The sequence below is a fragment of the Sandarakinorhabdus limnophila DSM 17366 genome, from assembly GCF_000420765.1.
GTDB classification, from domain to species: Bacteria; Pseudomonadota; Alphaproteobacteria; order Sphingomonadales; family Sphingomonadaceae; genus Sandarakinorhabdus; species Sandarakinorhabdus limnophila.
The window spans coordinates 135,136-160,761 of the sequence record NZ_ATVO01000004.1 but is presented as its reverse complement, the minus strand read 5'-3'; the positions used below and the strand labels follow the sequence as shown (position 1 = coordinate 160,761).

Annotated in this window: 16 protein-coding genes, 3 tRNA genes and 1 pseudogene; 12 read left to right on the top strand and 8 right to left on the bottom strand. The window is 63.5% G+C overall.

Features of this window, described 5'->3' with window-relative positions:
• Nucleotides 1–74: 74 nt before the first annotated feature.
• Nucleotides 75–1,001 (bottom strand): 4-hydroxybenzoate octaprenyltransferase, encoded by a 927-nt coding sequence (gene ubiA / locus G566_RS0103990; protein ID WP_022679383.1) that lies wholly within the window; start codon nt 999–1,001, stop codon nt 75–77.
• Here ubiA and G566_RS0103985 point away from each other — a divergent pair.
• A complete protein-coding gene (locus G566_RS0103985; protein ID WP_022679382.1) occupies nt 1,000–1,740 on the top strand; it encodes a 16S rRNA (uracil(1498)-N(3))-methyltransferase in 741 nt (246 codons plus the stop codon). The two genes, ubiA and G566_RS0103985, sit on opposite strands and share 2 nt — an antisense overlap.
• On the opposite strand, the gene G566_RS0103980 is transcribed toward G566_RS0103985, so the two are convergent.
• The 3 genes from G566_RS0103980 to G566_RS15300 all read right to left on the bottom strand — a co-directional run bounded on the left by G566_RS0103980 (nt 1,724) and on the right by G566_RS15300 (nt 6,013).
• Nucleotides 1,724–4,030 (bottom strand): penicillin acylase family protein, encoded by a 2,307-nt coding sequence (locus G566_RS0103980; RefSeq protein WP_022679381.1) that lies wholly within the window; start codon nt 4,028–4,030, stop codon nt 1,724–1,726. The genes G566_RS0103985 and G566_RS0103980 overlap by 17 nt on opposite strands.
• Nucleotides 4,027–5,772 (bottom strand): N-acyl-D-amino-acid deacylase family protein, encoded by a 1,746-nt coding sequence (locus G566_RS0103975; RefSeq protein ID WP_040605408.1) that lies wholly within the window; start codon nt 5,770–5,772, stop codon nt 4,027–4,029. The genes G566_RS0103980 and G566_RS0103975 overlap by 4 nt, the downstream gene beginning before the upstream one ends.
• Before the next feature lie 76 nt (nt 5,773–5,848).
• Nucleotides 5,849–6,013: a hypothetical protein gene (locus G566_RS15300; protein ID WP_156874417.1), complete on the bottom strand. Its 165-nt coding sequence runs from the start codon at nt 6,011–6,013 to the stop codon at nt 5,849–5,851.
• 154 nt (nt 6,014–6,167) lie between these two features.
• On the opposite strand from G566_RS15300, the gene G566_RS0103970 reads away from it, so the two are divergent.
• Nucleotides 6,168–7,541: a glutamate--cysteine ligase gene (locus G566_RS0103970; RefSeq protein ID WP_022679379.1), complete on the top strand. Its 1,374-nt coding sequence runs from the start codon at nt 6,168–6,170 to the stop codon at nt 7,539–7,541.
• Between the two features lie 219 nt (nt 7,542–7,760).
• The gene (locus tag G566_RS0103965) at nt 7,761–10,733 is read left to right on the top strand and encodes a TonB-dependent receptor domain-containing protein (protein ID WP_022679378.1); all 2,973 of its coding nucleotides are present in this window, start codon (nt 7,761–7,763) and stop codon (nt 10,731–10,733) included.
• A 92-nt stretch (nt 10,734–10,825) separates the two neighbouring features.
• On the opposite strand, the gene G566_RS0103960 is transcribed toward G566_RS0103965, so the two are convergent.
• The 4 genes from G566_RS0103960 to G566_RS0103945 all read right to left on the bottom strand — a co-directional run bounded on the left by G566_RS0103960 (nt 10,826) and on the right by G566_RS0103945 (nt 13,186).
• Nucleotides 10,826–11,581, bottom strand: coding sequence for a TrmH family RNA methyltransferase (locus G566_RS0103960; RefSeq protein WP_022679377.1), 756 nt, complete (start codon nt 11,579–11,581; stop codon nt 10,826–10,828).
• A gap of 86 nt (nt 11,582–11,667) precedes the next feature.
• Nucleotides 11,668–11,754 (bottom strand) — tRNA-Tyr (locus tag G566_RS0103955).
• Between the two features lie 87 nt (nt 11,755–11,841).
• Nucleotides 11,842–12,921, bottom strand: a complete 1,080-nt coding sequence (locus G566_RS14640; RefSeq protein ID WP_029131233.1) for a GGDEF domain-containing protein — start codon at nt 12,919–12,921, stop codon at nt 11,842–11,844.
• 191 nt (nt 12,922–13,112) lie between these two features.
• Nucleotides 13,113–13,186: transfer RNA gene (locus tag G566_RS0103945), tRNA-Gly, on the bottom strand.
• A 102-nt stretch (nt 13,187–13,288) separates the two neighbouring features.
• On the opposite strand from G566_RS0103945, the gene G566_RS0103940 reads away from it, so the two are divergent.
• The 9 genes and pseudogenes from G566_RS0103940 to rpoC all read left to right on the top strand — a co-directional run.
• Nucleotides 13,289–13,364: transfer RNA gene (locus tag G566_RS0103940), tRNA-Trp, on the top strand.
• A gap of 192 nt (nt 13,365–13,556) precedes the next feature.
• Nucleotides 13,557–13,784, top strand: coding sequence for a preprotein translocase subunit SecE (gene secE, locus G566_RS0103935; RefSeq protein WP_084706765.1), 228 nt, complete (start codon nt 13,557–13,559; stop codon nt 13,782–13,784).
• 8 nt (nt 13,785–13,792) lie between these two features.
• Complete coding sequence (gene nusG, locus G566_RS0103930; RefSeq protein ID WP_022679374.1) at nt 13,793–14,329, top strand: transcription termination/antitermination protein NusG; 537 nt, start codon at nt 13,793–13,795, stop codon at nt 14,327–14,329.
• Between the two features lie 73 nt (nt 14,330–14,402).
• Nucleotides 14,403–14,837 carry a 50S ribosomal protein L11 gene (gene rplK / locus G566_RS0103925; protein ID WP_022679373.1) on the top strand — a complete coding sequence of 145 codons (435 nt, stop codon included), beginning with the start codon at nt 14,403–14,405 and terminating at the stop codon, nt 14,835–14,837.
• Between the two features lie 4 nt (nt 14,838–14,841).
• Nucleotides 14,842–15,540 (top strand): 50S ribosomal protein L1, encoded by a 699-nt coding sequence (gene rplA, locus G566_RS0103920; RefSeq protein ID WP_029131231.1) that lies wholly within the window; start codon nt 14,842–14,844, stop codon nt 15,538–15,540.
• A 414-nt stretch (nt 15,541–15,954) separates the two neighbouring features.
• Nucleotides 15,955–16,470 carry a 50S ribosomal protein L10 gene (gene rplJ / locus G566_RS0103915; RefSeq protein ID WP_022679371.1) on the top strand — a complete coding sequence of 172 codons (516 nt, stop codon included), beginning with the start codon at nt 15,955–15,957 and terminating at the stop codon, nt 16,468–16,470.
• Nucleotides 16,471–16,516: 46 nt separating this feature from the next.
• Nucleotides 16,517–16,891, top strand: coding sequence for a 50S ribosomal protein L7/L12 (rplL, locus tag G566_RS0103910; RefSeq protein ID WP_022679370.1), 375 nt, complete (start codon nt 16,517–16,519; stop codon nt 16,889–16,891).
• A gap of 370 nt (nt 16,892–17,261) precedes the next feature.
• Nucleotides 17,262–21,392 carry a DNA-directed RNA polymerase subunit beta gene (gene rpoB / locus G566_RS0103905; RefSeq protein WP_156874416.1) on the top strand — a complete coding sequence of 1,377 codons (4,131 nt, stop codon included), beginning with the start codon at nt 17,262–17,264 and terminating at the stop codon, nt 21,390–21,392.
• 87 nt (nt 21,393–21,479) lie between these two features.
• Nucleotides 21,480–25,586, top strand: a pseudogene (gene rpoC, locus G566_RS0103900) (DNA-directed RNA polymerase subunit beta'); the annotation flags it as partial.
• Between the last annotated feature and the right edge of the window lie 40 nt (nt 25,587–25,626).

The window sequence follows — 25,626 nt, the reverse complement described above, 5'->3', positions numbered from 1 at the left end:
TGGGCCAGCCTGATGTCGGCAAACAACAGGGCGCGCGGGCCTGTTCCAACCCAGGGGCAGGCCCGCAGCTGCGTTCAGGCCAGACCCACAGACGCACAGGCCGCCGCCCACAGTGCACCAGCCAGCCGATTGGAACGGAACAGCAGCAGTGCGTTGGCCGGCGCGGTATCGGCCAGTTTCACCACCTGCCAGCCCAGTTGCGCGGCCAGCGGCAGCAACGCCAGCACGGCCAGTGCCTGCCCGGCGACAATCCACAGGGCCGCTGCCCACAGGATCAGCGCCAGCGAATAGAAGCCCGCCACGCCGGCGCGCGCTTTCGGCCCGAGCGCGCGGGCAGAGGATTTGATGCCGGCCAGTGCATCATCCTCAATATCCTGCAGGGCGTAGATGGTATCGTATCCCAGCGTCCAGGCGATGCCGCCGGCCCACAGCAGCCACATTTCTGGCGCGTCGAGGGGTGCTATTGCGGCCCAGCCAACCAGTGCACCCCAGTTGAAGGTGAGGCCCAGCCAGGCCTGCGGCCACCAGGTGATGCGCTTCATGAAGGGATAGGCCGCCACCGGAATCAGGCTGGCCAGCGCGACGATCTGGGCCAGCCCGCGCAGTTGCAGCAGCACGACAAGGCCGATCAGCGACAGCGCCACCGCAAAGGCCAGCGCGGCCCTCACGGAGATACGACCCGAGGCGACCGGGCGATCGCGGGTGCGCTCCACCTGGGCATCAAGGTCGCGGTCGATGATATCGTTCCACACGCAGCCGGCGCCGCGCATGGCGATGCTGCCAAAACCGAACCACAGCACCAGCCACGGCGCGAGCTGGAGTCCGCCGGCCAGCGCCAGCCCGGCGATGCACGGCCAGAACAACAGCCAGGTGCCCGCCGGCCGGTCGAGCCGGGCGAGGCGGGCATAGGTCTGCGCACCCGCCGGTAGCAGGTCGATCCAGCTCTTGACCGCGTCTGGCGTTGCGTTGGTAGGGGCAGGCGGCGTAACCACGGAGCCCATGAGCGAATTCGACCGCAGCTTGTCAACCACGCCGCGTCTGCATGTGCGCGATGCGCTCTGTGCGGGTGCGCTTATCACGCTGGATCAGCCGCAATCCCATTATCTCGGCAGCGTCATGCGCCGCCAGGCGGGGGACATGGTGCGGCTGTTCAACGGCCGCGACGGCGAATGGGCGGCGCGGGTGGCGAGCGTGGCGAAGAAAGCGGTCACACTGGCGGCCGAGCACCAAAGTGGCCGCCAAGAACAGGTGCCGGATTTGTGGCTGTGCGCCGCGCCGCTGAAGAAGGGCCGCATCGACTGGCTGGTGGAAAAGGCCTGCGAACTGGGTGTGGCGCGGCTGGTGCTGGTGACGACGCAGCGCACGGTGGTGGACAAACCCAACCTTGAGCGGCTGGGCGCGCACCTGGTGGAAGCCGCCGAACAATCGGGCCGCACCGCCGTGCCGGAATTGCCCGAACCCGTCACGATCGACCGGCTGCTGCGCGACTGGCCGGCAGGGCGGGCGCTGATCTTTGCCGATGAAACCGGCGGCGAGGCGATGGCCAGCGCCCTTGCCCGCTGCCCCGCACCGGCCGCCATCCTGATCGGCCCGGAAGGCGGCTTCACCCCGCCAGAACGAGACGCCATTCGTGCCCATTCGGCGGCGGTGCCGATCAGCCTGGGCCCGCGCATCCTGCGCGCCGATACCGCTGCACTGGCGGCCGTCGCCGTCTGGCAGGCGATCAACGGCCAGGGATGACGTTGATGATGCGTTCTGCCTCTTGCAAGACGCGCGGGCGGCTCCAGACGAAGGGGACATAATTGCCCGTGGCCCAGCGCGCGAACAGATCGCGGTAGTGCGGGCTTGATGGATCGCCGGATTGGCCGGGCGTGTTGATCGCCATGCTGTTGTCCCACGCGCCCACGTCCATCACCACGCGCACCGACGCGCCGGAAACAACGCGAAAATCGGGGCCTGTTCCCATCGCCATGGGGGTGGAACCGCTGCCGCCAATCGGCACCGGGCCCACGCGGCGTTCGGCATCGCGGCCGGCGATCGGCAGCGCCGGCTGGAAATCGGCGCGGTGCAGCGCTCCCCAGCGCCAGGTGGCGGGATCGGGGCCGAGCAGGCGGGCGGTTTCGGCAAAGGCGAGCCCGAGCGAGCCAAGCAATATCTCCGCCCGCAGCGCGGCAGAATCGGGGCCGAGCAGCTTACCGTCTTCCAGTACCGGCAGGATGTTGCCGATGCTGGTGCGGCCGAAGTTGCGGCGGGCCGCTTCCGGCACGATGGCCTTCACCGTGCTTGCGGCCAAATGGCGGGCGGCCCAGATCTCATAGAGGGCCGCTGCGGCCGAATCCGGCCCTTCATGGCCATTCCAGTTGCCGAGCAGCGCCAGCGCGCCACGCTCATTGGCGTCACGGCCGGCAAGGCCCTGCAGCAGTGCCACGGCGCGGCGGGCCATGGGGGACGTCGGGTCGTTCTGCAGTGCCATCGCATCGGTGAGGCCGAATTTCGGTTTCGATCCGATCACTTCGGAAATGCGGGTGATGCGGCTGCGGTCGGCCCATTCAAGGCCGAGCATGTGCGGATAGCCGGCCGGAATGTTCATTTCGTTGGCGGTGGCGATCCAGCCATCGGCCGGGTTGTGCTTCACCGGCATCAGTTTCGCATCGAGCAGCCCGGTCCAGCGGTGGGCCTTGCCGGCGGGTACCGGCAGCAGGCCATCACCGGCCGCGCGCACCGGCACGAAGCCGCCCGGCGCCCAGCCGATATCGCCGGCGCGATTGGCAAACAGCAGATTGAGCGGCGGCGCCCCCCAATGATCGCGGGCGACAAGGAAATCATCCCAAGTCTTTGCCGTCCACGCCCAGCTGGCGTTGAAATAGGCAGACGCGCCGGGCTTGGTCCAGGTGGCGCGCAGGGCGAAACTGCGGCCCGACGTGGGATCTTCGTGGATGATCGGGCCGTCGTCGGTGAACTTCAGCACCACCTCGCGCGGGGCTTCGCCCTTCACCTCGATGCGCTCGCGCACTTCGGTGAGTTTCGTCGCCTTGGGGTTCACCACCAGATCCTGCTGATCGATGGCGAAGATGGTGATCGCCCAGGCCACATTCTCGTTGTGGCCAAAGCTGATCCCAGGTAGCGCCGGCTCGCCCGATCCGGCGATCTTCAGTTCCGGCGTGTCGATGTGGGACAGGTAACGCAGATTGGGCACGGCATGGGCGCGGTGCGGATCATTGGCCAATATCGGACGGCCGGTGGCAGACTTGCCTGCGCTGATCACCCAGTTGTTGCTGCCTTCCTGGATGTCGGGATCGAGGCTGGCCACCACGATCTTCTGGCCATCAAAACGCACATCGCCGGTGCCGAGCGCATAATCATCAAGCACGTCGGCCGGGATGCTGCACGGGTCGAGCCCCTTGGGGATGCTCACCGTGTGCGCTGGCGCCAGCTCGCGGCGCAGCGGTTCATATTTGAGGTCGCCGCCGCACAGGGCGCGGGCGCGAACGACTTCGCTGGTCAGGTTGCTGGCCAGTGCGTTGGAACGGATGCGCACCACGTCGTCGGCCTGCCAGCGTTCCGGCCTGGTGTTGGTGGCGCTGAACTCGATGGGCAGCGGCGCGCGGCCGGTCTCCACATCGGCAACATAGGCGTTGATGCCGGCGGCGAACCCCTCGGTCCAGACCTTGGCTTGCGACGGATAGGCTGCCCATTCGGCCGCCATCTCGCCGCGATAGAGCAGCAGCCGCGCGGCGCGGTCCTGCGCGACGAACTGCGCGCCGAAACTGGCCGAGAGCCGCCCCAGACCACGTTTGCGCCACAGATCAATCTGCCACAGCCGATCCCGCGCCACGGCATAGCCCTGCAGGAAAAAGCCATCGCGGGCATTGGCGGCATAGATGTGCGGAATGCCGGCGCGGTCGATGATGATCTCGCCCGGCGCGGTGAGGCCGGGCAGAGCGCGGCTTTCCGCAAAGGCCCCGGGAAGCGCTTCCTGGGCGGTCACCGCCGTGGTCAGCAGCAGGGCGGCGGCGACAGCGCGGATCATTCAGCGGCCAGTGCAGCGGTGGCGGGCGATGCCTGTGGCCCGCGGATCAGGCCGCCGGGCAGGGCGCCGGTCATCTGGCCGTTGCGGAACGTCACCTCGCCGTTCTTGATCGTTGCCACATAGCCATCGGCCTTCTGCAGCAGGCGCTTGCCTCCGGCGGGCAGATCGAACGCCAGCCACGGCTTGCCCAGTTGCAGCCGGTCCAGATCGATGATGTTGAAATCGGCGAGGTATCCCGGTGCGATGACGCCGCGATCATTGAGGCCATACAGCTTCGCCGTGTCGTGGCACTGGCGGCGGATGGCGTTTTCCAGTGTGACCGTGCCGCGCGTCCGGTCCCGCACCCAATGTTGCAGCAGATAGGTCGGGCTGGCGGCATCGCAGATGGTGCCGCAATGAGCGCCGCCGTCGGACAGCGAGATCACCACGTCGTCCCGGTGCAGCAGGCCCTTCACGAAATCGAGGTTGCCATCGGCGTAATTGAGGATGGGGAAATAGATGAAGCCCTTGCCTTCATCGCGGCTGAGCAGGTCATAGGCATATTCAGCCGGGTCCTTGCCGGCGGCCCTGGCCATCGCAAAGATGGTTTCAGCTTGCGTCGGCTCGTAGTTGAAGCCTTCCGTCATTTCGAACTGCAGCTGCCAGCCCATCGCGACCGCCATGAGGAGCGGCAGCACATCGGTTTCGGGCCAAACATTCTCTTCGGCCAACAGCTTTGCCTTGAACGCCGGATCGCGCAGATGCTGCCACTGCTCTTCCCACGGCAGCGCCTCGATGGCCTGCCAGCTGGGCCGGAACTTGAACGGGTGCACGGTGCCGCGCCACGCCATCAAGATGCCGTTGCCGCGAATGGCGATCTGGGCGACGATGTTGGCGCCATTTGCATTGGCGCGTGCGGTCTCGCTCATCTGCTCTTCCCACGGCAGTTCCTTGGCGATGGACTGCAGCATGGCGAAGGTGACCGGCAGGCCGGTCTCGCGGCTCATTTCGGCCATCCAGCCGAATTCATCCCACTCGCGCTTCAGATCGCTGGCCATTTCGAACACACCATGGCCCACCTTGCCCATGGCGCGGCCGATGGCGATCAGCTCGTCCTTCTCGGCGGTGGTGCCGGGCACCAGTTCGCCGTCGATCGATTTGTGCAGGATGGTACGGCTGGTGGAGAAACCCAGTGCGCCGGCCTCCACGCCTTCGGCGACGATTTCGGCCATTTTCGCAATGTCGTCTGCGGTCGGCTTTTCGTTGCGGGCACCGCGCTCGCCCATCACATAGGCGCGCACGGCGCCGTGCGGCACATGGGTGGCGACATCGATGGTGCGTTGCCGCTTTTCCAGCGCGGTGAGATATTCGGGGAATGTCTCCCAGTCCCAGGTCATGCCTTCGGCCAGCGCCGTGCCGGGGATATCCTCCACCCCTTCCATCAGGCCGATCAGCCATTGGTGCTTTTCGGGCTTGGCCGGCGCAAAGCCGACACCGCAATTGCCCATCACCACTGTTGTGACCCCGTGCCACGACGACGGCGCCATTTCCGAATCCCAAGTCGCCTGGCCATCATAATGGGTGTGGATGTCGACAAAGCCGGGCGTGACGATCAGCCCCTTGGCGTCAATCTCCTCGCGCCCCGGAGCGGCAACGGCGCCCACGGCCGTGATGCGGCCACCATCGACGGCGATATCGCCGGTGAAGCGTGGATTGCCGCTGCCATCAACGATGGTGCCGCCGCGGATCACGAGATCATGCATGGCCAATTCCTCCTGCGAAAGGCGGGGAGGATGCCAGATCAGCGCTGCAGCGCAATCCTGCCGCTTTGCAGTGGGATCAGCCGCGTGGCGGTCTGGCGCTTTCGGCTTGTTGCGGCCGTTCCGGATCGGGCGGCAGATGGCCCCAACGGTCATCGGCCTTCACTGGCGCAGGCTGACTCTGCTCCACGCCACAGGCGGTGAGCGGCAGCAGCGCCAGAATCAACAAGGTCGCAACTCTCATGGCGGCCAATGTGGGCAAACATGACATTATGGCAAGGGGCAGAATGACAGCTTCGCCACGATGAGTGCCCCGCCTGATAACCCGAACGCTGCAATAAAATCGCAACAGGGCCGCTTCATTGCGCCAACGGGGCAACGGCGTTAAGGCGCAAGGCATGAGCAACAAGGTGACTTCCGCCGGCGATGACATGATCATCGTATCGCGCGACCAGTTGGTTTCGGTGTTCGACGCCGGCGCCAAGCCCCGCGACGCCTGGCGCATCGGCACCGAGCACGAGAAATTCGTTTACCGCACCGAAGATCATCGCGCGCCGTCGTACAGCGAACCCGGCGGCATCCGCGACCTGTTGATGGCGATGACCCGTTATGGCTGGGAGCCGATCCTGGAAGGCGGGAACGTGATCGCGCTCAAGGGCGCTGACGGCAACATCAGCCTGGAACCGGCCGGCCAGTTCGAACTGTCGGGCGCCCCGCTGGAAAATCTGCACCAGACCTGTGCGGAATCGAACCGCCACCTGAAACAATGCCGCGAGCTGGGCGCCGAACTGGGCCTGGGTTTCCTTGGCCTGGGCTTCTGGCCCGACAAGACGCGCGCCGAACTGCCGATCATGCCCAAGGGCCGGTATGACATCATGCTGCGCCACATGCCGCGCGTCGGCAGCCTTGGCCTCGACATGATGTTGCGCACCTGCACGATCCAGACCAACCTGGATTATGGCAGCGAAGCCGACATGGCGCAGAAATTCCGGGTGAGCCTGGCGCTGCAGCCGATCGCCACCGCATTGTTCGCCAATTCGCCGTTCACGGAAGGCAAGCCCAACGGCTTCAAATCGTTCCGCAGCCATATCTGGACCGACACCGATCCGGCCCGCACCGGCATCCTGCCCTTCGTGTTCGAAGATGGCTTCGGGTACGAACATTATACCGAATACGCGCTCGATGTGCCGATGTACTTTGTCTATCGCGACGGCAAGTATATCGACGCAGCCGGCCATTCGTTCCGCGATTTCCTCGCCGGCAAATTGTCGGTGCTGCCGGGTGAAAAGCCGCGGCTGGGTGACTGGAAGGATCATCTGTCCACTGCGTTCCCGGAAGTGCGGATGAAGGGCTATCTGGAAATGCGCGGCGCCGATGGCGGGCGCTGGGATCGCATCTGCGCATTGCCGGCGCTGTGGGTCGGCCTGCTATATGATCAGACGGCGCTGGATGCAGCGTGGGACCTGGTCAAGCACTGGACGCCGGAAAACCATGATCGCCTGCGCCGCGAAGTGCCGGCGCTGGCTTTGGGCGCGGCCAGTCCAAATGGTGGTACACTGAAGGATCTGGCGGCTGAAGTGCTGAAGATCTCAGATGCTGGACTTGCCGCCCGCGCCCGGTTGAATAACGCCGGCGATACCGAACAGGGCTTCCTCAACCCGCTGCGCGAGATTGTCGCCAGTGGCATGACCACGGCCGATCGGCTGCTGGCGCTGTACAACGGGTCGTGGGGCGGCGACATCAGCCGCGTTTACGAAACCGAAAGCTATTGAATCATCAGCACTATTGCCAAGTAGTGGCAATAGTGCGGGCTGAAGCAGTCCTTTGGACTGTTGCAGCAGAGACACTGCTGTTGTGCAGACAGCTTTTGCCTTTGCTTGCCGCCTCTTGACGGCGACAAGCAAAGGTTAAACACTCTCCATGTGTCACGACCCGTACCACTCCATGGTTGGAGCCAAGGCTGGGCGATGGCCATTTTGGGGAGAAGATTGATGGGGGTGATGTGCCTTCGCAACAGCTGCGCGGCTGTAGCCTTGTTTTCCACGATTGCAGTTATCGGTAGCCCGGTCTTCGCACAGGCGGCGCCTCAGGCAGCCGCCGATACCGAGGCTGTTGAAAGCGAAATCATCGTTACCGGCAGCTTCATTCGCGGTACCCGCGAAGATGCGGCGATGCCGGTTGATGTGTTCACCGCTGACGATCTCAACAAGCAGGGCGTCTCCTCACCGCTGGAATTCATCAAGCAGCTGCCTTCGGTGGGCGCCACGCTGGGCGATTCCAACCAATATTCCACCGCATCGCAAGGCTTCCAGGGCAATGGCTCGCTGAACCTGCGCGGCCTTGGCCCCACCCGCACGCTGGTGCTGTTCAACGGCCGCCGAACCGTGCTGGCGCCGGGCGATGGCTTCATCGATACCAACCTCATTCCGATCTTTGCCTTGCAGAACATCGAAGTGCTGAAGGATGGCGCGGCCGCCACTTATGGTTCCGATGCCATCGCCGGCGTCGCCAACTTCGTCACCCGCAGGAACTTCAACGGTGTCATCATTCAGGGCGACCTGGATGCGATCAAAGGTTCCAAGGACAACTGGACCGGCTCGATCCTGGTCGGCAAGACCTTCGGCAAGGTCAACCTGATGGCCGGCTTCGGCTGGCAGCACCGCTCGGCGCTGCCTAACTATGCCCGCGAATTCAGCCGTACCCCCTATGCCGTCAACCCGTCGGGCTGGTCGGCGCTGTCCACGCCGGGCCTGTTTGCCGCATCGTATCTCAACAATGGCGCGATCCAGACGCAGACCGCCCGTGACGGCGGCAACGCCGGTTGCGCGGCCGTTGGCGGGGTCAATGACGGCACGCTGTGCCGGTTCAGCTTCATCCCGTGGAACAACATCATCGAAGAGGAAGATCGTTATCAGGGTTATCTGCAGGCCGATGTCGATCTGACGGACCGCACCAAGGTCCATCTGGAATTCACCTATGCCCAGACTGACCTGAATTCACTGGGCTATTCCCCTTCATTCCCGCCCACGCAGGGTCCGCGCGGTTCCGGTTCGGCCAACGCGTTCACGGTGAGCCCCAACAACCCGGGCGTTCCGGCCTTCCTGGCGCAGAGTGGCCTCGCACCCTCCACGGCGCAGCGGCCGCTGGCAGCGGTGACGGCGGTGTTCTGGCGCCCGTTCGGTTGGCTGGGCAATCCCGCCGATCCCAATCGCGGCGCTGGCGTTGGCCAGGCCAACAACAAATCCTATCGCGCATCGGGCGGTATCGAACATGAATTTTCCGATTCGTTCCGCGGCCAGCTCTATGGCACCTGGTGGCGGTCGGAACGCCGGACCTCAGTGCCCGATATGATCGGTTCGCGATTGCAGGATGCCCTCAATGGTTTTGGCGGGCCGAACTGCAATCGCGCCCTTGGTGTTGCGGGCCAGAACGGTTGCCAATGGTTCAATCCATTCCTGAACGCTGCCCAGCCTATCTCCATCCAGGGCCTGACCAATCCCAATTTCGTGCCGGGTGCGTCGAACACGCCAGAACTGGTCAATTGGGTGCATGTGAGGAACGGCACCTTCCAGGTGGAAGAGCAGACGGTTGTCGATCTGATCTTCTCGGGTGAAACCGGGATTGATCTGGGCGGCGGGCCGATCGCCTATGCCTTTGGCGCGCAGTATCGTGGCAACGGCTGGTCGAGCCGTCCGATCAACGCCGAATCCGATCTCAACGTGAACCCCTGCTTCCGCGAAGGCGATCGCGGGTGCGTGGGCACCCCGATCGAAGGCGTTGGCCCATTCATCTTCCTGGGCGGCACGCGCTTTGAACGCCAGACGCAGAACGTGAAGGCGATCTTTGCCGAAGTGAAGATCCCGATCACCACCACGCTGGAAGTCACCGGCGCTGCCCGCTTCGAAGATTATGGCGGCTCGGTCGGCTCCACGTTCAACCCCAAGGGCACGGTGCGCTGGAGCCCGACCGACTGGCTGGTGCTGCGCGGTTCGGCGGGCACCACCTTCCGTGGCCCGCAGGCCAACCAGGTGGCCCGCAACCAGATCACCAGCCTGGCGGGCATCCAGGCGGCGGCCAACAACTTCAAGTCGGTCGATATCTTCGGCAACCCCAATGATCTGGGTCCGGAAACCGCCTTCACCTACAACGTGGGGGCGGTGGTCTCCACCGGCGGCCTCACCGTTTCGGTGGATTACTGGAGCTTTGACTTCAACGACCGCATCACCACTACCCCGGCCCAGGCCATCGCCACCAGCGTCGCCAGCGGCGCCGTGGCGGCCAACGGCACCCGGTTCGCCAACTGCAGCAGCGTCTTTGCCAACCTGATCACCTTCCAGGGCGGTGCTTGCAACCAGGGCGTGACCACCGGGTTCGACATCTCCCGTGTCCGCACCGACTGGGTGAACGGCCCCGGCATCAAGACCAGCGGCATCGACGTGGCGGTGGATTACAATGTCGATGTTTTTGGCGGGAAGCTGAACGTTGGAGGCCAGGGCAGCTTCGTACTGGACTACACGTTCGAAGATTTCGTCTTCCGCGGCGTTCTGGTGCAGTCGGGCTATCAGGCCAAGGGCTTCACCAACTATTTCCGCGATCCGCTCACCATCTCGCCGTTCCGCGGCAATGCCTGGATCAACTACAATATCAGCGGCATCAATGCCCGCTACCAGGTGCGCTATGTCGCTGGCGTCACCGATGATCGCTGCGTCGGGTTGACCAACTGCACCGCGACCAGCTTTGGTCCGGTCAACTTCGGCCGCGAAGTCAGCAGCTTCACGCAGCACGACTTCCACCTGCAATATGATCTGCCGCCGATTGCCGGCGTGAAGACGCAGCTGCAATTCTCGGTCGAGAATTTCACCGACGCCGATCCGCCCGCGTCGCGGCTGGAGCCGTCCTACGATCCGTTCATCGGCAACGCGCTGGGCCGCGTGTTCCGCTTCGGTGCCCGCGTCCAGTTCTGACGCGTTTGCCAGGATCAAAAGCGCGCGGCGTGGCTCAACCGGCCACGCCGCGCTGCTTTGTGGTCAGCCTGTCTGGCGCGGCGCGCGCGCCCTCACAGCCCCCGCCGGGCGCAGGCATAGAGCGCGATGGCGCCGGCGTTGGACACGTTCAGGCTTTCAACGCCGGTGATCGGCAGCCGGGCGAGCTGGTCGCAATTTTCGATCGTCAGGTGGCGCAGGCCTTCGCCTTCACTGCCCAGCACCAGCGCCGGCTGGCTTTTGCCCAACGCTGATTCCAGCGTGTCGGGCGCGTTGCCATCCAGCGCGATGCGCCAGAAGCCGGCGTCACCGATCTCACCCAGCGCTCGGGCCAGATTGACCGTGCGTACCCACGGCAGCGCTTCCAGTGCGCCACTGGCGCTGCGGGCCAGCACACCTGATTCGGCTGGGCTGTGGCGATCCTGGGTGACGATGGCGCGGGCGTTGAAGGCGAGGGCGGAGCGCATGAGGGCGCCGACATTGTGCGGATCGGTTACCTGATCGAGCACAATGATCGGGCGATTGGCGCCATCATTGGTCTCTTTCAGGATATCGCCCAGCCAGACATTCTCCAGCGGTTCCACTTCCAGCACAAACCCCTGGTGCGGCGCATCTGGCGGGCACATCCGGCCCAGATCATGATCGTCGCCAATCTGCACCTGCAGCCCTTGTGGGACCACGATGGTCTTGGATGTGGCCGGCGTCAGCCACAATTTGCGGAAAGCGCGTTCCGGATTGTCGAGCGCTGCAAACACCGCATGGCGGCCATAGAGGCGCGGGAAGGGGCTTTTCTGGCGCATCTGGTTCTTGGGGTGGGGACTGCGGCCCATAGTAATTATCCGGTGGCTGAAAAACCGCTGCCATAACGGCGAATGCGGTCGGATGCCATGGCCAATGCAGGGAAAAGCCCGACAGGTGGTGGAGGGGGTTGGATTTGAACCAACGTAGGGTGAAACCCGGCAGATTTACAGTCTGCTGCCATTGACCGCTCGGCCACCCCTCCACAGCCGCATCAAGCGGACCTGTCGGGAGGCGGCCTAGTGCGTCAGCGCCGCGCGGCTGTCAACGCCCCTTTTTCGGTTTGCCTGGCTCATCCCCGGTCGGGCACCACCCGGTCACGCCCCAGCCGCTTGGCGGTATAGAGTGCGCCATCGGCCCGTTCGATGAGCTGATCCGGCCCTTGCCCGGCGCGATGTTCGGCCACACCGGCGGAAAAGCTGATGCGGCCCATGCTGCTGCCATCCACGGCGCTGCGCAACACTTGTCCGGCCAGATCGGCGCGGATCCGGTCAATGCGCCCGGCGGCGGCCTGTACGGATGTGGCCGGCATTACGCCCACGAACTCCTCGCCGCCCAGCCGGCCCACGAAGCCGCCGTCGGTCTCCAGCCGTTCCGCCAGATGGCTGGCCACGAAACGCAGCACATCATCGCCCATGGCGTGGCCAAACCGATCGTTGAAGCGCTTGAAATGATCGATATCGACCACGGCCAGCGCCAACGGTCGGCCTGTGCAAATTGCGTCCGCCTGGGCCTTTTCCACCGCCGCCATCAACCCGCGCCGGTTGAACACACCGGTCAGCGCGTCGGTCACGGCGGCCCGTTCGGCCTGGGTGAGGCGATCGGCGAGCGCCCGGCTTTCGGCAGCGGCCTGCTCCAGTTCATCGAGCAGGCGGCCGTTGGCGGCCTGCACGGTCGATGTGGCGGTGCTCAGTTGTTCGAGCAGGCCAGCCAGTGCGGTGGCATCCATTGGCCCGGCCAGGCGCTCGCCGCCATCGGCAATGGCGCGGCCATAATCGGCCAGATCGGTCTGGCCACTCTCGATGCGCTTGGTCAGGGCTTCGGCCTGGCCATGGGCCTGCGCAATCAACTGGTTGACCTGGGCTTCGCTCATCTGGCCCAACAGTGTTTCGCGCAGGCTCATCACCGTGCCCAAGGTGAGCCCGTCGCCGGCCAGGGCCTTGTCGATGGCCAGGGACAGTTCGGCATCCTCGTCGCGCAGGTAACGCCACAGCACGTCGTACACGGCGGGTTCCGGCGGCAGCCCGGTCTGGATCAACAGCGCGCTGATCTGATCATACCAGGCCAGCGGGCCGGTGCCGGCGGGAAGGGCAACGTCGGGCGGCGTTGGCATCGCTGCCTGTGCCACCATCGGCCCCGGCTGATGCTTCATCTGATTGACCCTCCCGCGCTGATTGACCTGCACCGGAAACGGCGGCGGGGGCGGGGGGTTTAGGGGGTGCAACGGAAACAAGGGGCCGCGGCACAGATGCGGCTGACGTCGAAGCGGCGCGGCTGGCCTGAAAGCCAACCGTCGGCCCGGCCGACTTTGCGCCTGTCAGCTCGCGGCACGCAGCGTTGCGATGGAGCGGGTAGCGGGAATCGAACCCGCATAGCCAGCTTGGAAGGCTGGAGCTTTACCACTAAGCTATACCCGCGTTGTCTTGGCCAATAATCCAGCCGCGCCGCTACCGCAACCTCTTGCGGCACAGCCTCTTGCACCGGCCGGCCCGTCTCTTTATAGCCGCGCGTCTGCACACAGGAGTGTAGCTCAGTTGGTAGAGCATCGGTCTCCAAAACCGAGGGCCGGGGGTTCGAGCCCCTCCACTCCTGCCAGCAGCTCCGGGTTTTCGGCCACAAGCGGTTGAAAAACAGGGGCGTTGGGCCCATTTTGGGATATGCGGGCAGCGTCCATCCGGCCGGTAACGGGTTTCCCGTACCGGTTATTGGCGTTGCAGGCGTCGGGCATTTGCGCCTGAACGCTGCGTTGTGTGATTCGTGTTGAGCGGAACGGCAAAGGGTGATGGCGTGAGTGAGGTCAAGGCAGAAGTGGCGAAGAAGCCCCGGGTTTCCCCGGCGGAATTCGTGCGCCAGGTGCAGACCGAAACCCGCAAGATCGCCTGGCCCACCCTGCCCGACACGGTGCGCATGACGATCATGGTGCTGATCATGACCACCTTGCTGTCGGTTTTCTTCCTTGGCATCGACCAGATCCTTGGTCGCACCGTCAAATTCCTGCTCAGCCTCGCTGCCTGAGGAACCCTATGTCGCGCTGGTACATCATTCACGCCTATTCCGGTTTCGAGAACAAGGTGAAGGAATCGATCCTTTCCGAAGCCCGCCGCATGGGCCTTGAAGCGTTCATCGATGCTGTCGAGGTGCCGGCTGAGACCGTCACCGAAGTATTCAAGGGCAAGAAGCGCCAGATCGAGCGCAAATCGATGCCCGGTTATGTGCTGGCCAAGCTGGCGATGACCGACGACGTCTATCACCTCGTCAAGAACACGCCCAAGGTGACAGGTTTCCTGGGCCAGCAGAACAAGCCGCAGCCGGTGAGCGAGGCGGAAGCCGCCCGCATGCTGAACACCAAGACCGAGGAAACCCCTGCGGCCAAGATCAAGAAGAAGGCCAATTTCGAGATCGGCGACAGCGTGCGCGTGCTCGATGGCCCATTTGCCAGTTTCAACGGCCTGGTCGAGGAAATCGACTACGATCATGGCCGCGTCAAGGTTTCGGTGTCGATCTTCGGCCGGGCAACCCCGGTCGAACTCGGCTTCGAACAGGTGGAAAAGCAGAAGTAATTCAGCGCTTTCACCACAGGCGTGGGAGGCCGGTTGCCCCGGCCGCTAGCACCACACAACAAGGAGCGGCCACATGGCCAAGAAGATTACTGGTTATATCAAGTTGCAGGTGAAGGCGGGTTCCGCCAACCCCTCGCCGCCGATCGGCCCGGCACTGGGCCAGCGCGGCGTGAACATCATGGAATTCTGCAAGGCGTTTAACGCCAAGACTGAATCCCTGGAAAAGGGCACCCCGATCCCGACGGTCATCACCGTCTATGCCGATCGTTCTTTCAGCTTCATCACCAAGCTGCCGCCGGCCTCCTTCCTGCTGAAGCAGGCGGCTGGCCTGAAGTCGGGCGGCACCACGCCGGGCAAGGGCGCACCGGCTGCCAAGATCAAGCAGTCGCAGATCCGCGCCATCGCCGAGCAGAAGATGCCCGACCTGAACGCGAACAGCATCGAGATGGCGATGAAGACCATCGAAGGTTCGGCCCGCGCAATGGGCTTTGAAGTGGTGGAGGGCTGATCACATGGCTATGACCAAGAAGGCCAAGGCTCTGGCCACCGCGGTGAACCGCGACAAGCTGTATTCGATCGACGAAGCCATCGGCCTGGTGAAGAGCCTGGCCACCGCCAAGTTCGACGAGACCATCGAAGTCTCGCTGAACCTGGGCGTCGATCCCCGCCATGCCGATCAGATGGTGCGCGGCGTCGTCACCTTGCCCAAGGGCACCGGCAAGACCGTGCGCGTGGGCGTGTTCGCCCGCGGTGCCAAGGCTGATGAAGCCAAGGCCGCCGGCGCCGACGTGGTTGGCGCTGAAGACCTGCTGGAACTGGTGACCGGCGGCACGATCGATTTCGATCGCTGCATCGCCACGCCGGACATGATGGGTCTGGTTGGCCGTCTTGGCAAGGTGCTGGGCCCCAAGGGCCTGATGCCGAACCCGAAGCTGGGCACCGTTACCATGAACGTTGGTGAAGCCGTGAAGGCAGCCAAGGGTGGCCAGGTTGAATATCGCGTTGAAAAGGCCGGTATCATCCATGGCATCCTGGGCAAGGCCAGCTTCCCGCAGGACGATCTGCGCGCCAACTTCAACGCGCTGCTTGATGCCGTGATCAAGGCCAAGCCGACCGGCGCCAAGGGCAAGTATCTGCTCAAGGTTGCGGTCAGCTCGTCGATGGGCGCCGGCATCAAGGTCGATCCGTCGTCGACCGGCCAGTACGCCTGATCGCCAGCGATCACTGAAACAAAAAAGGGCCGGAGCGGGAGACTGCTCCGGCCCTTTTCCGTTCGGTCATCGCTTGACTCTGCTGGCGCTTCCCCCTATCGCGCCGCATCCGTTCCGGTCAGCAATGGCCGGGCGACCGTCCGAGATTGCAGGTGGTGTTTCACCTTAAGCCGTTTGGGCCTGCATGAGACGAGGTTGGTTTTCCCTGGTCGGGCCGCGTGCCTGATCCGGTCTGCGCTGGGTATCCCCGGTGTGGTGACGATCCTCTTCGGACGGGCCTGGTGCCCGCTCCTTCCCAGCGATGGTGATTGGCAGGCGCAAGGCTCATGAGCCGGCGCAGCGTCATGCTGCGTCATCACCGGCCCGCCGGGTCGTCGAAAGACGGTCTTGCGGGCATGAAACCAAGGAGTGAGCATGGATCGCGCCCAAAAAGCCGACGCCGTCTCCAGCCTGGCCAAAACGCTGACCGAAACTTCGGTTGTCGTGGTCGCCCGCAACCATGGCCTGACCGTTGCTCAGTCGAGCGACCTCAGGAACCGGATGCGCGCTGCCGGTGCCAGCTACAAGGTGACGAAGAACAGCCTCGCGCGCATTGCGCTCGAAGGCACGCCCTACCAGCCGATCGGTGATCTGCTGACCGGCCCGATCGGCCTTGCCACGTCCACCGATCCGGTGGCCGCTGCCAAAGTCGCGGTGGAATTCGCCAAGACGACCGACAAGTTCGAGATCGTTGGCGGTGCCATGGCTGGCACGGTTCTGGATGTGAATGGCGTGAAGGCCCTGGCCGAACTGCCGTCGCTCGACCAGCTGCGCGCCAAGATCATTGGCCTGGTCAACGCCCCGGCGACCAAGCTGGCCCAGCTGGCCAGTGCGCCGGCCGCCAAGCTGGCTCGCGTCTTCTCGGCCTATGCCGAAAAAGATGCCGCCTGAGGCTTTCGAACACGACAAACCAATCTGAAAACAATGGAGAAATACAATGGCTGACCTGAACTCGATCGTTGAACAGCTTTCCGCCCTGACCGTGCTGGAAGCCGCTGACCTCGCCAAGATGCTGGAAGAAAAGTGGGGCGTGTCCGCCGCTGCGGCCGTGGCCGTTGCCGCTGGTCCGGCCGCCGCTGCTGCTCCGGCTGCTGAAGAGCAGACCGAATTTGACGTGATCCTCACCGGCGACGGTGGCAAGAAGATCAACGTCATCAAGGAAGTCCGCGCCATCACCGGCCTGGGCCTGACCGAAGCCAAGACCCTGGTGGAATCGGCTCCGAAGGCCGTCAAGGAAGCCGTGTCGAAGGCTGACGCCGAGAAGATCAAGAAGCAGCTCGAAGAAGCCGGCGCGACGGTGGAACTCAAGTAAGCTTCAACGCTTCATGCCGGCCCGTCCGGCAGGAAACAGGAAAGGGGCAGCTCCAGCCGGGGCTGCCCCTTTTTCCATTGGCGTGTCGCCGCACCCGGCACTCCCCCTTGCCCAAATCCAACAAAACGCCTATCTGCCGCTCATCACCGGAGGGGATCTCGATTCCCGGCCGGCCTGCTGCCTTTCGAGACACGGCCCGTAGCGCGATCGGGCCGCGACGGAGGAAGGGTGGCAGGGCTTCTATCGCCAGTGACCGTGCGACATTCCGCTGCAGCGGGGTGCTGTGCGGTTTTTGCTGTTTTTCCAGACAGGCTTGCCTGCTGGAAGCGAAATTTTGACCAGAAGGCGACCAGAACACATGGCCACCCAGATGAAGCCGCCCCAGGGCGTGAAGCCGTTCAACAACCGCCGCCGCATCCGCAAGAACTTCGGCCATATCGGCGAAGTCGTGCAGATGCCGAACCTCATCGAGGTGCAGCGCGAAAGCTATGAACAGTTCCTGCGGTCCAACCCGGCGGTGGGCTATGTCTCCGGCCTTGAAAAGACGCTGCGCAGCGTCTTCCCGATCCGCGATTTCGCCGGCACTGCCGAGCTGGATTTCGTGCATTACGAGCTGGAAGAACCGAAGTACGACACGGACGAGTGCCGCCAGCGCGGCATGACCTATGCGGCGCCGATGCGCGTCACGCTGCGGCTGATCGTGTTCGAAGTGGATCCCGATACCGAAACCCGCTCCGTGCTCGATATCAAGGAGCAGGACGTCTACATGGGCGACATGCCGCTCATGACCGGCAACGGCACCTTCATCATCAACGGCACCGAGCGCGTGATCGTTTCGCAGATGCACCGCTCGCCAGGCGTCTTCTTCGATCATGATCGCGGCAAGACCCACGCCAGCGGCAAATATCTGTTTGCTGCCCGCGTGATCCCGTATCGCGGTTCGTGGCTGGACCTGGAATTCGACGCCAAGGACATCGTGAACGTCCGTATCGATCGCAAGCGCAAGCTGCCGGTCACCACCCTGCTCTATGCGCTGGGTTGGCATTCGGAAGAGATCCTCAACCTGTTCTACAACCGCGTCATCTGGGTGCGCGGCCATGGCGCGAACAACGAAGCCGGCTGGAAAGTGCCGTTCGTTGAAGCCAACTATCGCAATGCCAAGCCGACGTTTGACGTGGTCAACGCTGACACCGGCGAAGTCGTGTTCCCATCGGGCACCAAGATCACGCCGCGCATGGTGCGCAAGGCCACCACTGATGGCCTGACCAGCCTGCTGATCCCGACCGAGGAAATCTTCGGTCGTTATTCGGCGTTCGATCTGATCAATGAAGCCACCGGTGAAATCTACATCGAGGCCGGTGACGAACTGACCGCGGAAAATCTGGAAAAGATCGACCGCGCCGGCCAGACCAGCATCGAACTGCTCGACATCGACCATGTGTCGGTGGGTCCGTGGATCCGCAACACGCTGATGGCCGACAAGGTGGAAGAGCGCGACCATGCGCTCGCCGAAATCTACCGCGTCATGCGCCCCGGCGAGCCGCCGACGCGTGAAACTGCCGAAGCCATGTTCTATGGCCTGTTCTTCGATCCGGACCGTTACGACCTGTCGGCCGTGGGCCGCGTGAAGATGAACATGCGTCTGGCGCTGGACTGCCCGGATGATGTGACCGTGCTGCGCCGCGAGGACATCGCCTCGGTGGTGAAGACGCTGGTCGAACTGAAGGACGGCAAGGGCGAAATCGACGACATCGACAACCTCGGCAACCGCCGCGTGCGTTCGGTCGGCGAACTGCTGGAAAACCAGTATCGCGTTGGCCTGCTGCGCATGGAACGCGCCGTCAAGGAGCGCATGTCGAGCGTCGATATCGACACCGTCATGCCCAACGACCTGATCAACGCCAAGCCGGCCGTGGCTGCGGTGCGTGAATTCTTCGGCTCTTCGCAGCTGTCGCAGTTCATGGACCAAACCAACCCGCTCAGCGAAGTCACCCACAAGCGCCGCGTCTCGGCCCTCGGCCCGGGCGGTCTCACCCGTGAGCGCGCCGGCTTCGAAGTGCGCGACGTTCACCCGACGCACTATGGCCGCATCTGCCCGATTGAAACGCCGGAAGGCCCGAACATCGGTCTGATCAACAGCCTCGCCACCTTCAGTCGCGTCAACAAATATGGCTTCATCGAAACGCCGTACCGCAAGGTGGATAACGGCAAGCTGACCGACGATGTCGTCTATCTTTCGGCCATGGAAGAAGCCCGCCACACCATCGCGCAGGCCAACGCCGGCATCGATGCCGGCGGCACCTATGTCGAGGAACTGATCTCCGCCCGTCAGGCCGGGGAATTCCTGATGGCCCCGGCCAGCACCATCACCTTGGCCGACGTGTCGCCCAAGCAGCTGGTCTCGGTCGCCGCGTCGCTGATCCCGTTCCTGGAAAACGATGACGCCAACCGCGCGCTCATGGGTTCCAACATGCAGCGTCAGGCTGTGCCGCTGGTGAAGGCCGAAAGCCCGTTCGTGGGCACCGGCATGGAAGGCACGGTTGCGCGCGATTCGGGCGCTGCCATCGCCGCCAAGCGCACCGGCATCGTTGACCAGGTGGACGCCACCCGCATCGTGATCCGCGCCACGCAGGACGTGGAGCCGGGCAAGTCGGGCGTCGACATCTACACGCTGATGAAGTTCCAGCGCTCCAACCAGTCCACCTGCATCAACCAGCGCCCGCTGGTGACCGTGGGTGACCTGGTGCAGAAGGGTGACATCATCGCCGACGGTCCGTCCACCGAAGATGGTGAACTCGCGCTGGGCCGCAATGTGCTCGTCGCGTTCATGCCGTGGAATGGCTACAACTACGAAGATTCGATCCTGATCAACGAGAAGATCGTCAAGGAAGACGTGTTCACGTCGATCCATATCGATGAATTCGAAGTGATGGCCCGCGACACCAAGCTGGGCCCGGAAGACATCACCCGCGACATTCCCAACGTTGGTGAAGACGCGCTGGCCCGTCTCGACGAAGCCGGCATCGTCTACATCGGCGCCGAAGTGGAACCGGGCGATATCCTGGTTGGCAAGATCACCCCCAAGGGTGAATCGCCGATGACGCCGGAAGAAAAGCTGCTGCGCGCCATCTTCGGCGAAAAGGCCAGCGATGTGCGTGACACCTCGCTGCGTCTGCCGCCGGGCGTGTCGGGCACCATCGTTGATGTGCGCATCTTCAACCGCCATGGCATCGACAAGGACGAACGCGCCCTGCAGATCGAGCGCGAGGAAATCGAGCGCCTTGAAAAGGACGCCACCGACGAACGCGCCATCCTTGATCGCGCCACCTATGCCCGTCTGCGCGATGCGCTGCTGGGTCAGGAAGTGGTCGCCGCGCCCAAGGGCGTGAAGAAGGGCGCCGCCATCGACGAGGCCATGCTGGAAGAACAGCCGCGCCGTGAATGGTGGAAGTTCGGCGTGGCCGATGATGCCATGCAGGCCGGCCTGGAAGCGTTGAAGGCGCAGTGGGATGAAGCCCACACCACCATCACCGCTCGCCTTGAAGACAAGAAATCCAAGGTGCAGGCCGGCGACGAACTGCCGCCGGGCGTGCTGAAGATGGTGAAGGTCTTTGTCGCGGTGAAGCGCAAGCTGCAGCCGGGTGACAAGATGGCCGGCCGTCACGGCAATAAGGGCGTCATCTCCCGCATCCTGCCGCAGGAAGACATGCCCTTCCTGGCCGATGGCACTCCGGTCGATATCGTGCTCAACCCGCTGGGCGTGCCCAGCCGCATGAACGTCGGCCAGATCTTCGAAACCCACTTGGGCTGGGCCGCGCGCGGCCTCGGCAAGAAGATCGCCGAGATGCTGGAGAATATTCACCAGACCATGGCATCGGGCACAGCCAACGAGATCCGCGAGCTGTTCAAGGTCATTTATGGCCCGCAGTATCTGCTCGACATCGCCGATTATGACGATGCCGCGGTGATCGAACTGGCCCGCAACCTGGTGGGCGGTGTGCCGATGGCCACCCCGGTGTTCGATGGCGCCAAGGAAGCGGACGTGTCGCACATGCTGGAACTGGCCGGGCTGGAAACCTCCGGTCAGGTCGAGCTGTTCGATGGCCGCACCGGCGATGCCTTCGATCGCCGTGTCACCGTGGGCTATATCTACATGCTCAAGCTGCACCATTTGGTGGACGACAAGATCCACGCCCGTTCGATCGGTCCCTACAGCCTCGTTACCCAGCAGCCGCTGGGCGGCAAGGCCCAGTTCGGTGGCCAGCGCTTCGGGGAAATGGAAGTGTGGGCGCTGCAGGCCTATGGCGCGGCCTACACCTTGCAGGAAATGCTCACCGTCAAATCCGATGACGTGGTGGGCCGCACCAAGGTGTATGAAGCCATCGTCAAGGGTGACGACACGTTCGAAGCCGGTATCCCCGAAAGCTTCAACGTGCTGGTCAAGGAAATGCGGTCGCTGGGCCTCAACGTCCAGCTGCAGAGCAACGAGGAGGTGGAATAACCGGCCTCACCGCCGGTTATTCCCCACCCCACACTCTGCCCACCCCCAGCCCTTCCCGCGAGCGGGAGGGGAAACGGAGGAAAGAAGATGACGAACGAAGTGATGAATTTCTTCTCGCCGGCCGCCAAGCCCGAGACGTTTGACCAGATCCAGATTGCCATCGCCAGCCCGGAGCAGATCCGCAGCTGGTCGTTCGGCGAGATCAAGAAGCCTGAAACCATCAACTACCGGACCTTCAAGCCGGAGCGTGATGGCCTGTTCTGCGCCCGCATCTTTGGCCCGATCAAGGATTACGAGTGCCTGTGCGGCAAGTACAAGCGCATGAAGTACAAGGGCATCGTTTGCGAAAAGTGCGGCGTGGAAGTGACCGTGTCGAAGGTCCGCCGCGAGCGCATGGGCCATATCGAACTGGCCGCGCCGGTTGCCCACATCTGGTTCCTGAAGTCGCTGCCCAGCCGCATCGGCATGCTGCTCGACATGCAGCTCAAGCAGCTGGAGCGCGTGCTCTATTTCGAACAATATGTGGTGCTCGATCCGGGCATGACGCCGTTCAAGAAGTTCGATCTTCTCACTGAAGAAGAACTGATGACCGCCCAGGAGGAATATGGCGAAGACGCCTTCCAGGCCGGCATCGGTGCCGAAGCCATCCGCATCCTGCTGCAGGAACTCGATCTTGAAGGCGAGATGGAGACGCTGCGCGAAGAGCTGCGCACCACCAAGTCGGAACTGAAGCCGAAGAAGATCATCAAGCGGATGAAGATCGTCGAGAGCTTCATCAACTCGGGCAACAAGCCCGAATGGATGGTGATGCAGGTGGTGCCGGTGATCCCGCCGGAACTGCGCCCGCTGGTGCCGCTGGATGGTGGCCGCTTTGCGACGTCGGATTTGAACGATCTCTATCGCCGCGTGATCAACCGCAACAACCGCCTGAAGCGCCTGATCGAACTGCGCGCGCCTGACATCATCGTGCGCAACGAAAAGCGCATGCTGCAGGAAGCCGTGGATGCGCTGTTCGACAACGGCCGCCGTGGCCGCACCATCACCGGTGCCAACAAGCGTCCGCTGAAGTCGCTGTCCGACATGCTGAAGGGCAAGCAGGGCCGCTTCCGCCAGAACCTGCTCGGCAAGCGCGTCGATTATTCGGGTCGCTCGGTGATCGTCACCGGTCCGGAACTCAAGCTGCATCAATGCGGCCTGCCGAAGAAGATGGCGCTCGAACTGTTCAAGCCGTTCATCTATTCGCGCCTCGACGCCAAGGGTCTTTCGATGACCCTGAAGCAGGCCAAGAAGTGGGTGGAAAAGGAACGCAAGGAAGTCTGGGACATCCTTGACGAGGTGATCCGCGAGCATCCCGTGCTGCTGAACCGCGCGCCGACGCTGCACCGCCTGGGCATTCAGGCCTTTGAACCCGTGCTGATCGAAGGCAAGGCCATCCAGCTGCACCCGCTCGTCTGCTCGGCCTTCAATGCCGACTTCGACGGTGACCAGATGGCCGTGCACGTCCCGCTGAGCCTCGAGGCCCAGCTGGAAGCGCGCGTGCTGATGATGTCGACCAACAACATCCTGTCCCCCGCCAACGGCAAGCCGATCATCGTGCCGTCGCAGGACATGGTGCTGGGTCTCTATTATCTGTCGATGGAGTCCGAGAAGGAACCGGGCGAAGGCATGGCCTTCGGCACGATGAGCGAAGTGCACCAGGCGCTGTTCAACAAGAACGTGACCCTGCACACCAAGATCATCGCCCGCGTGCCGCAGACCGATGAGAACGGTCAGCTCTACATGAAGCGCGTGAACACCACGCCGGGCCGCCTGCTGCTGGGCGAAACGCTGCCCAAGAGCCACAAGGTGCCGTTCGAAACCATCAACCGTCTGCTGACCAAGAAGGAGATCGGCGACGTCATCGACACCGTCTATCGCCACACTGGCCAGAAGGAGACGGTGCTGTTTGCCGATGCCATCATGGCGCTGGGCTTCCGCCACGCGTTCCAGGCCGGCATCAGCTTCGGCAAGGACGACATGGTGATCCCCGCTGCCAAGGCCGTGCTGGTCGACAAGACCAAGGCCGAGGTGAAGGACTTCGAGCAGCAGTATCAGGACGGCCTGATCACGCAGGGCGAGAAGTACAACAAGGTCGTTGACGCCTGGTCCAAGTGCGGCGATCTGGTTGCCGGTGAAATGATGAAGGAAATCAGCGCCAAGAAGAAGCGGCCGGATGGCCGTGAAGCGCAGATCAACTCCATCTACATGATGGCGCACTCCGGTGCCCGTGGTAGCCAAGCCCAGATGAAGCAGCTGGCCGGCATGCGCGGCCTGATGGCCAAGCCGTCGGGCGAGATCATCGAAACGCCGATCCTGTCGAACTTCAAGGAAGGCCTGACCGTGCTGGAGTATTTCAACTCCACCCACGGCGCCCGCAAGGGTCTGGCCGATACCGCGCTGAAGACCGCCAACTCGGGTTACCTGACCCGTCGTCTGGTCGACGTTTCGCAGGATTGCGTCGTCGTCGAGGAAGATTGCGGCACCCCGCGCGGCATGCTGATGAAGGCCATCGTCGAAGGCGGCAACACCATCGTGTCGCTGGGTGAGCGTATCCTGGGCCGTACCGTGCTGGTTGACATCGTCGATGCCAAGACTGGTGAAGTCGTGGCGCCGGCCGGTCACCTGCTGACCGAATCCGACGTGACCCGCATCGAAACAGCGGCCGTGGCGGAAGTGAAAATCCGCTCGCCGCTGCTGTGCGAAACCAAGGGCGGCGTCTGCTCCACCTGCTATGGCCGCGACCTCGCGCGCGGCACGCCGGTGAACATGGGCGAAGCCGTGGGTGTCATCGCGGCGCAGTCCATCGGCGAACCGGGCACGCAGCTGACCATGCGCACCTTCCACATCGGTGGTGCGGCGCAGGTGTCGGAACAGTCCACGCTCGATGCGCCGGTTGATGGCCTCATCGAATTCCGCGGCATCGTCACCATCACCGACAGCCGTGGCCGCAACGTCTCGATGGCGCGTAACGGCGAACTCGTCCTGCGCGACAGCGAAGGCCGCGAACGCTCGATCCACCGTATCCCTTATGGCGCGCTGATCACGCACCTTGAAGGCATCACGGTGAAGAAGGGCGATCGTCTGGCTGAGTGGGATCCGTACACATTGCCGGTGATCACCGAAAAGTCGGGCAAGGTGAAATACCAGGACCTGATCGAAGGCACGACCCTGAAGGAAGAAGTCGACGAAGCCACCGGCCTCGCCAACAAGGTCGTCACCGAATGGAAGTCGAGCAACAAGAAGGACGATCTGCGTCCGCGCATCACCCTGCTTGATGACCAGTCGGGTGAATCGGCGCGCTACATGCTCGCCACCGATGCCATTCTGTCGGTGGCCGATGGCCAGGATGTTTCGGCCGGTGACGTGCTGGCGCGTATTCCGCGTGAAGCCGCCAAGACCCGCGACATCACCGGCGGTCTGCCGCGCGTGGCCGAACTGTTCGAAGCCCGCATTCCCAAGGACAACGCGGTGATTGCGCGTGTTGATGGGCGTGTCGAATTCGGCAAGGATTACAAGACGAAGCGCCGCATCAATATCCGTCCGGAAGATGGTGGGGACGTCGCCGAGTATCTGGTGCCGAAGGGCAAGAACGTGGCCGTGCAGGAAGGCGACTTCGTGCGCCGGGGTGACTATCTGATCGATGGCAACCCCAACCCGCACGACATTTTGGAAGTGCTGGGTGTGGAGCCGCTGGCCGAATATCTCTGCGCTGAAATCCAGGAAGTCTATCGCCTGCAGGGTGTGCGCATCAACGACAAGCACATCGAAGTGATCGTGCGCCAGATGCTGCAGAAGGTGGAAATCACCGAAAGCGGCGACACCACGTTGCTGGTGGGCGAACAGGTCGACCGCGAGGAGATGGACGAAGAAAACGCCAAGCTTGGTCAGGATGGTCGCGTGGCCGCCGGTAAGCCGGTGCTGCTCGGCATCACCAAGGCCTCGCTGCAGACCAAGTCGTTCGTGTCGGCGGCGTCGTTCCAGGAAACCACCCGCGTGCTCACCGAAGCCGCGGTGCAGGGCAAGATCGATACCCTGACTGGTCTGAAGGAAAACGTCATCGTCGGCCGCCTGATCCCGGCCGGCACCGGCGCCGGCATCGGCCGCCTTCGTGTGGCCGCTGCCAGCCGCGATGCGGTGCTGCGCTCTGTGCAGCAGGCCAACGCCAAGGCGCTGGAGCAGACCGAAGGCTGATCGA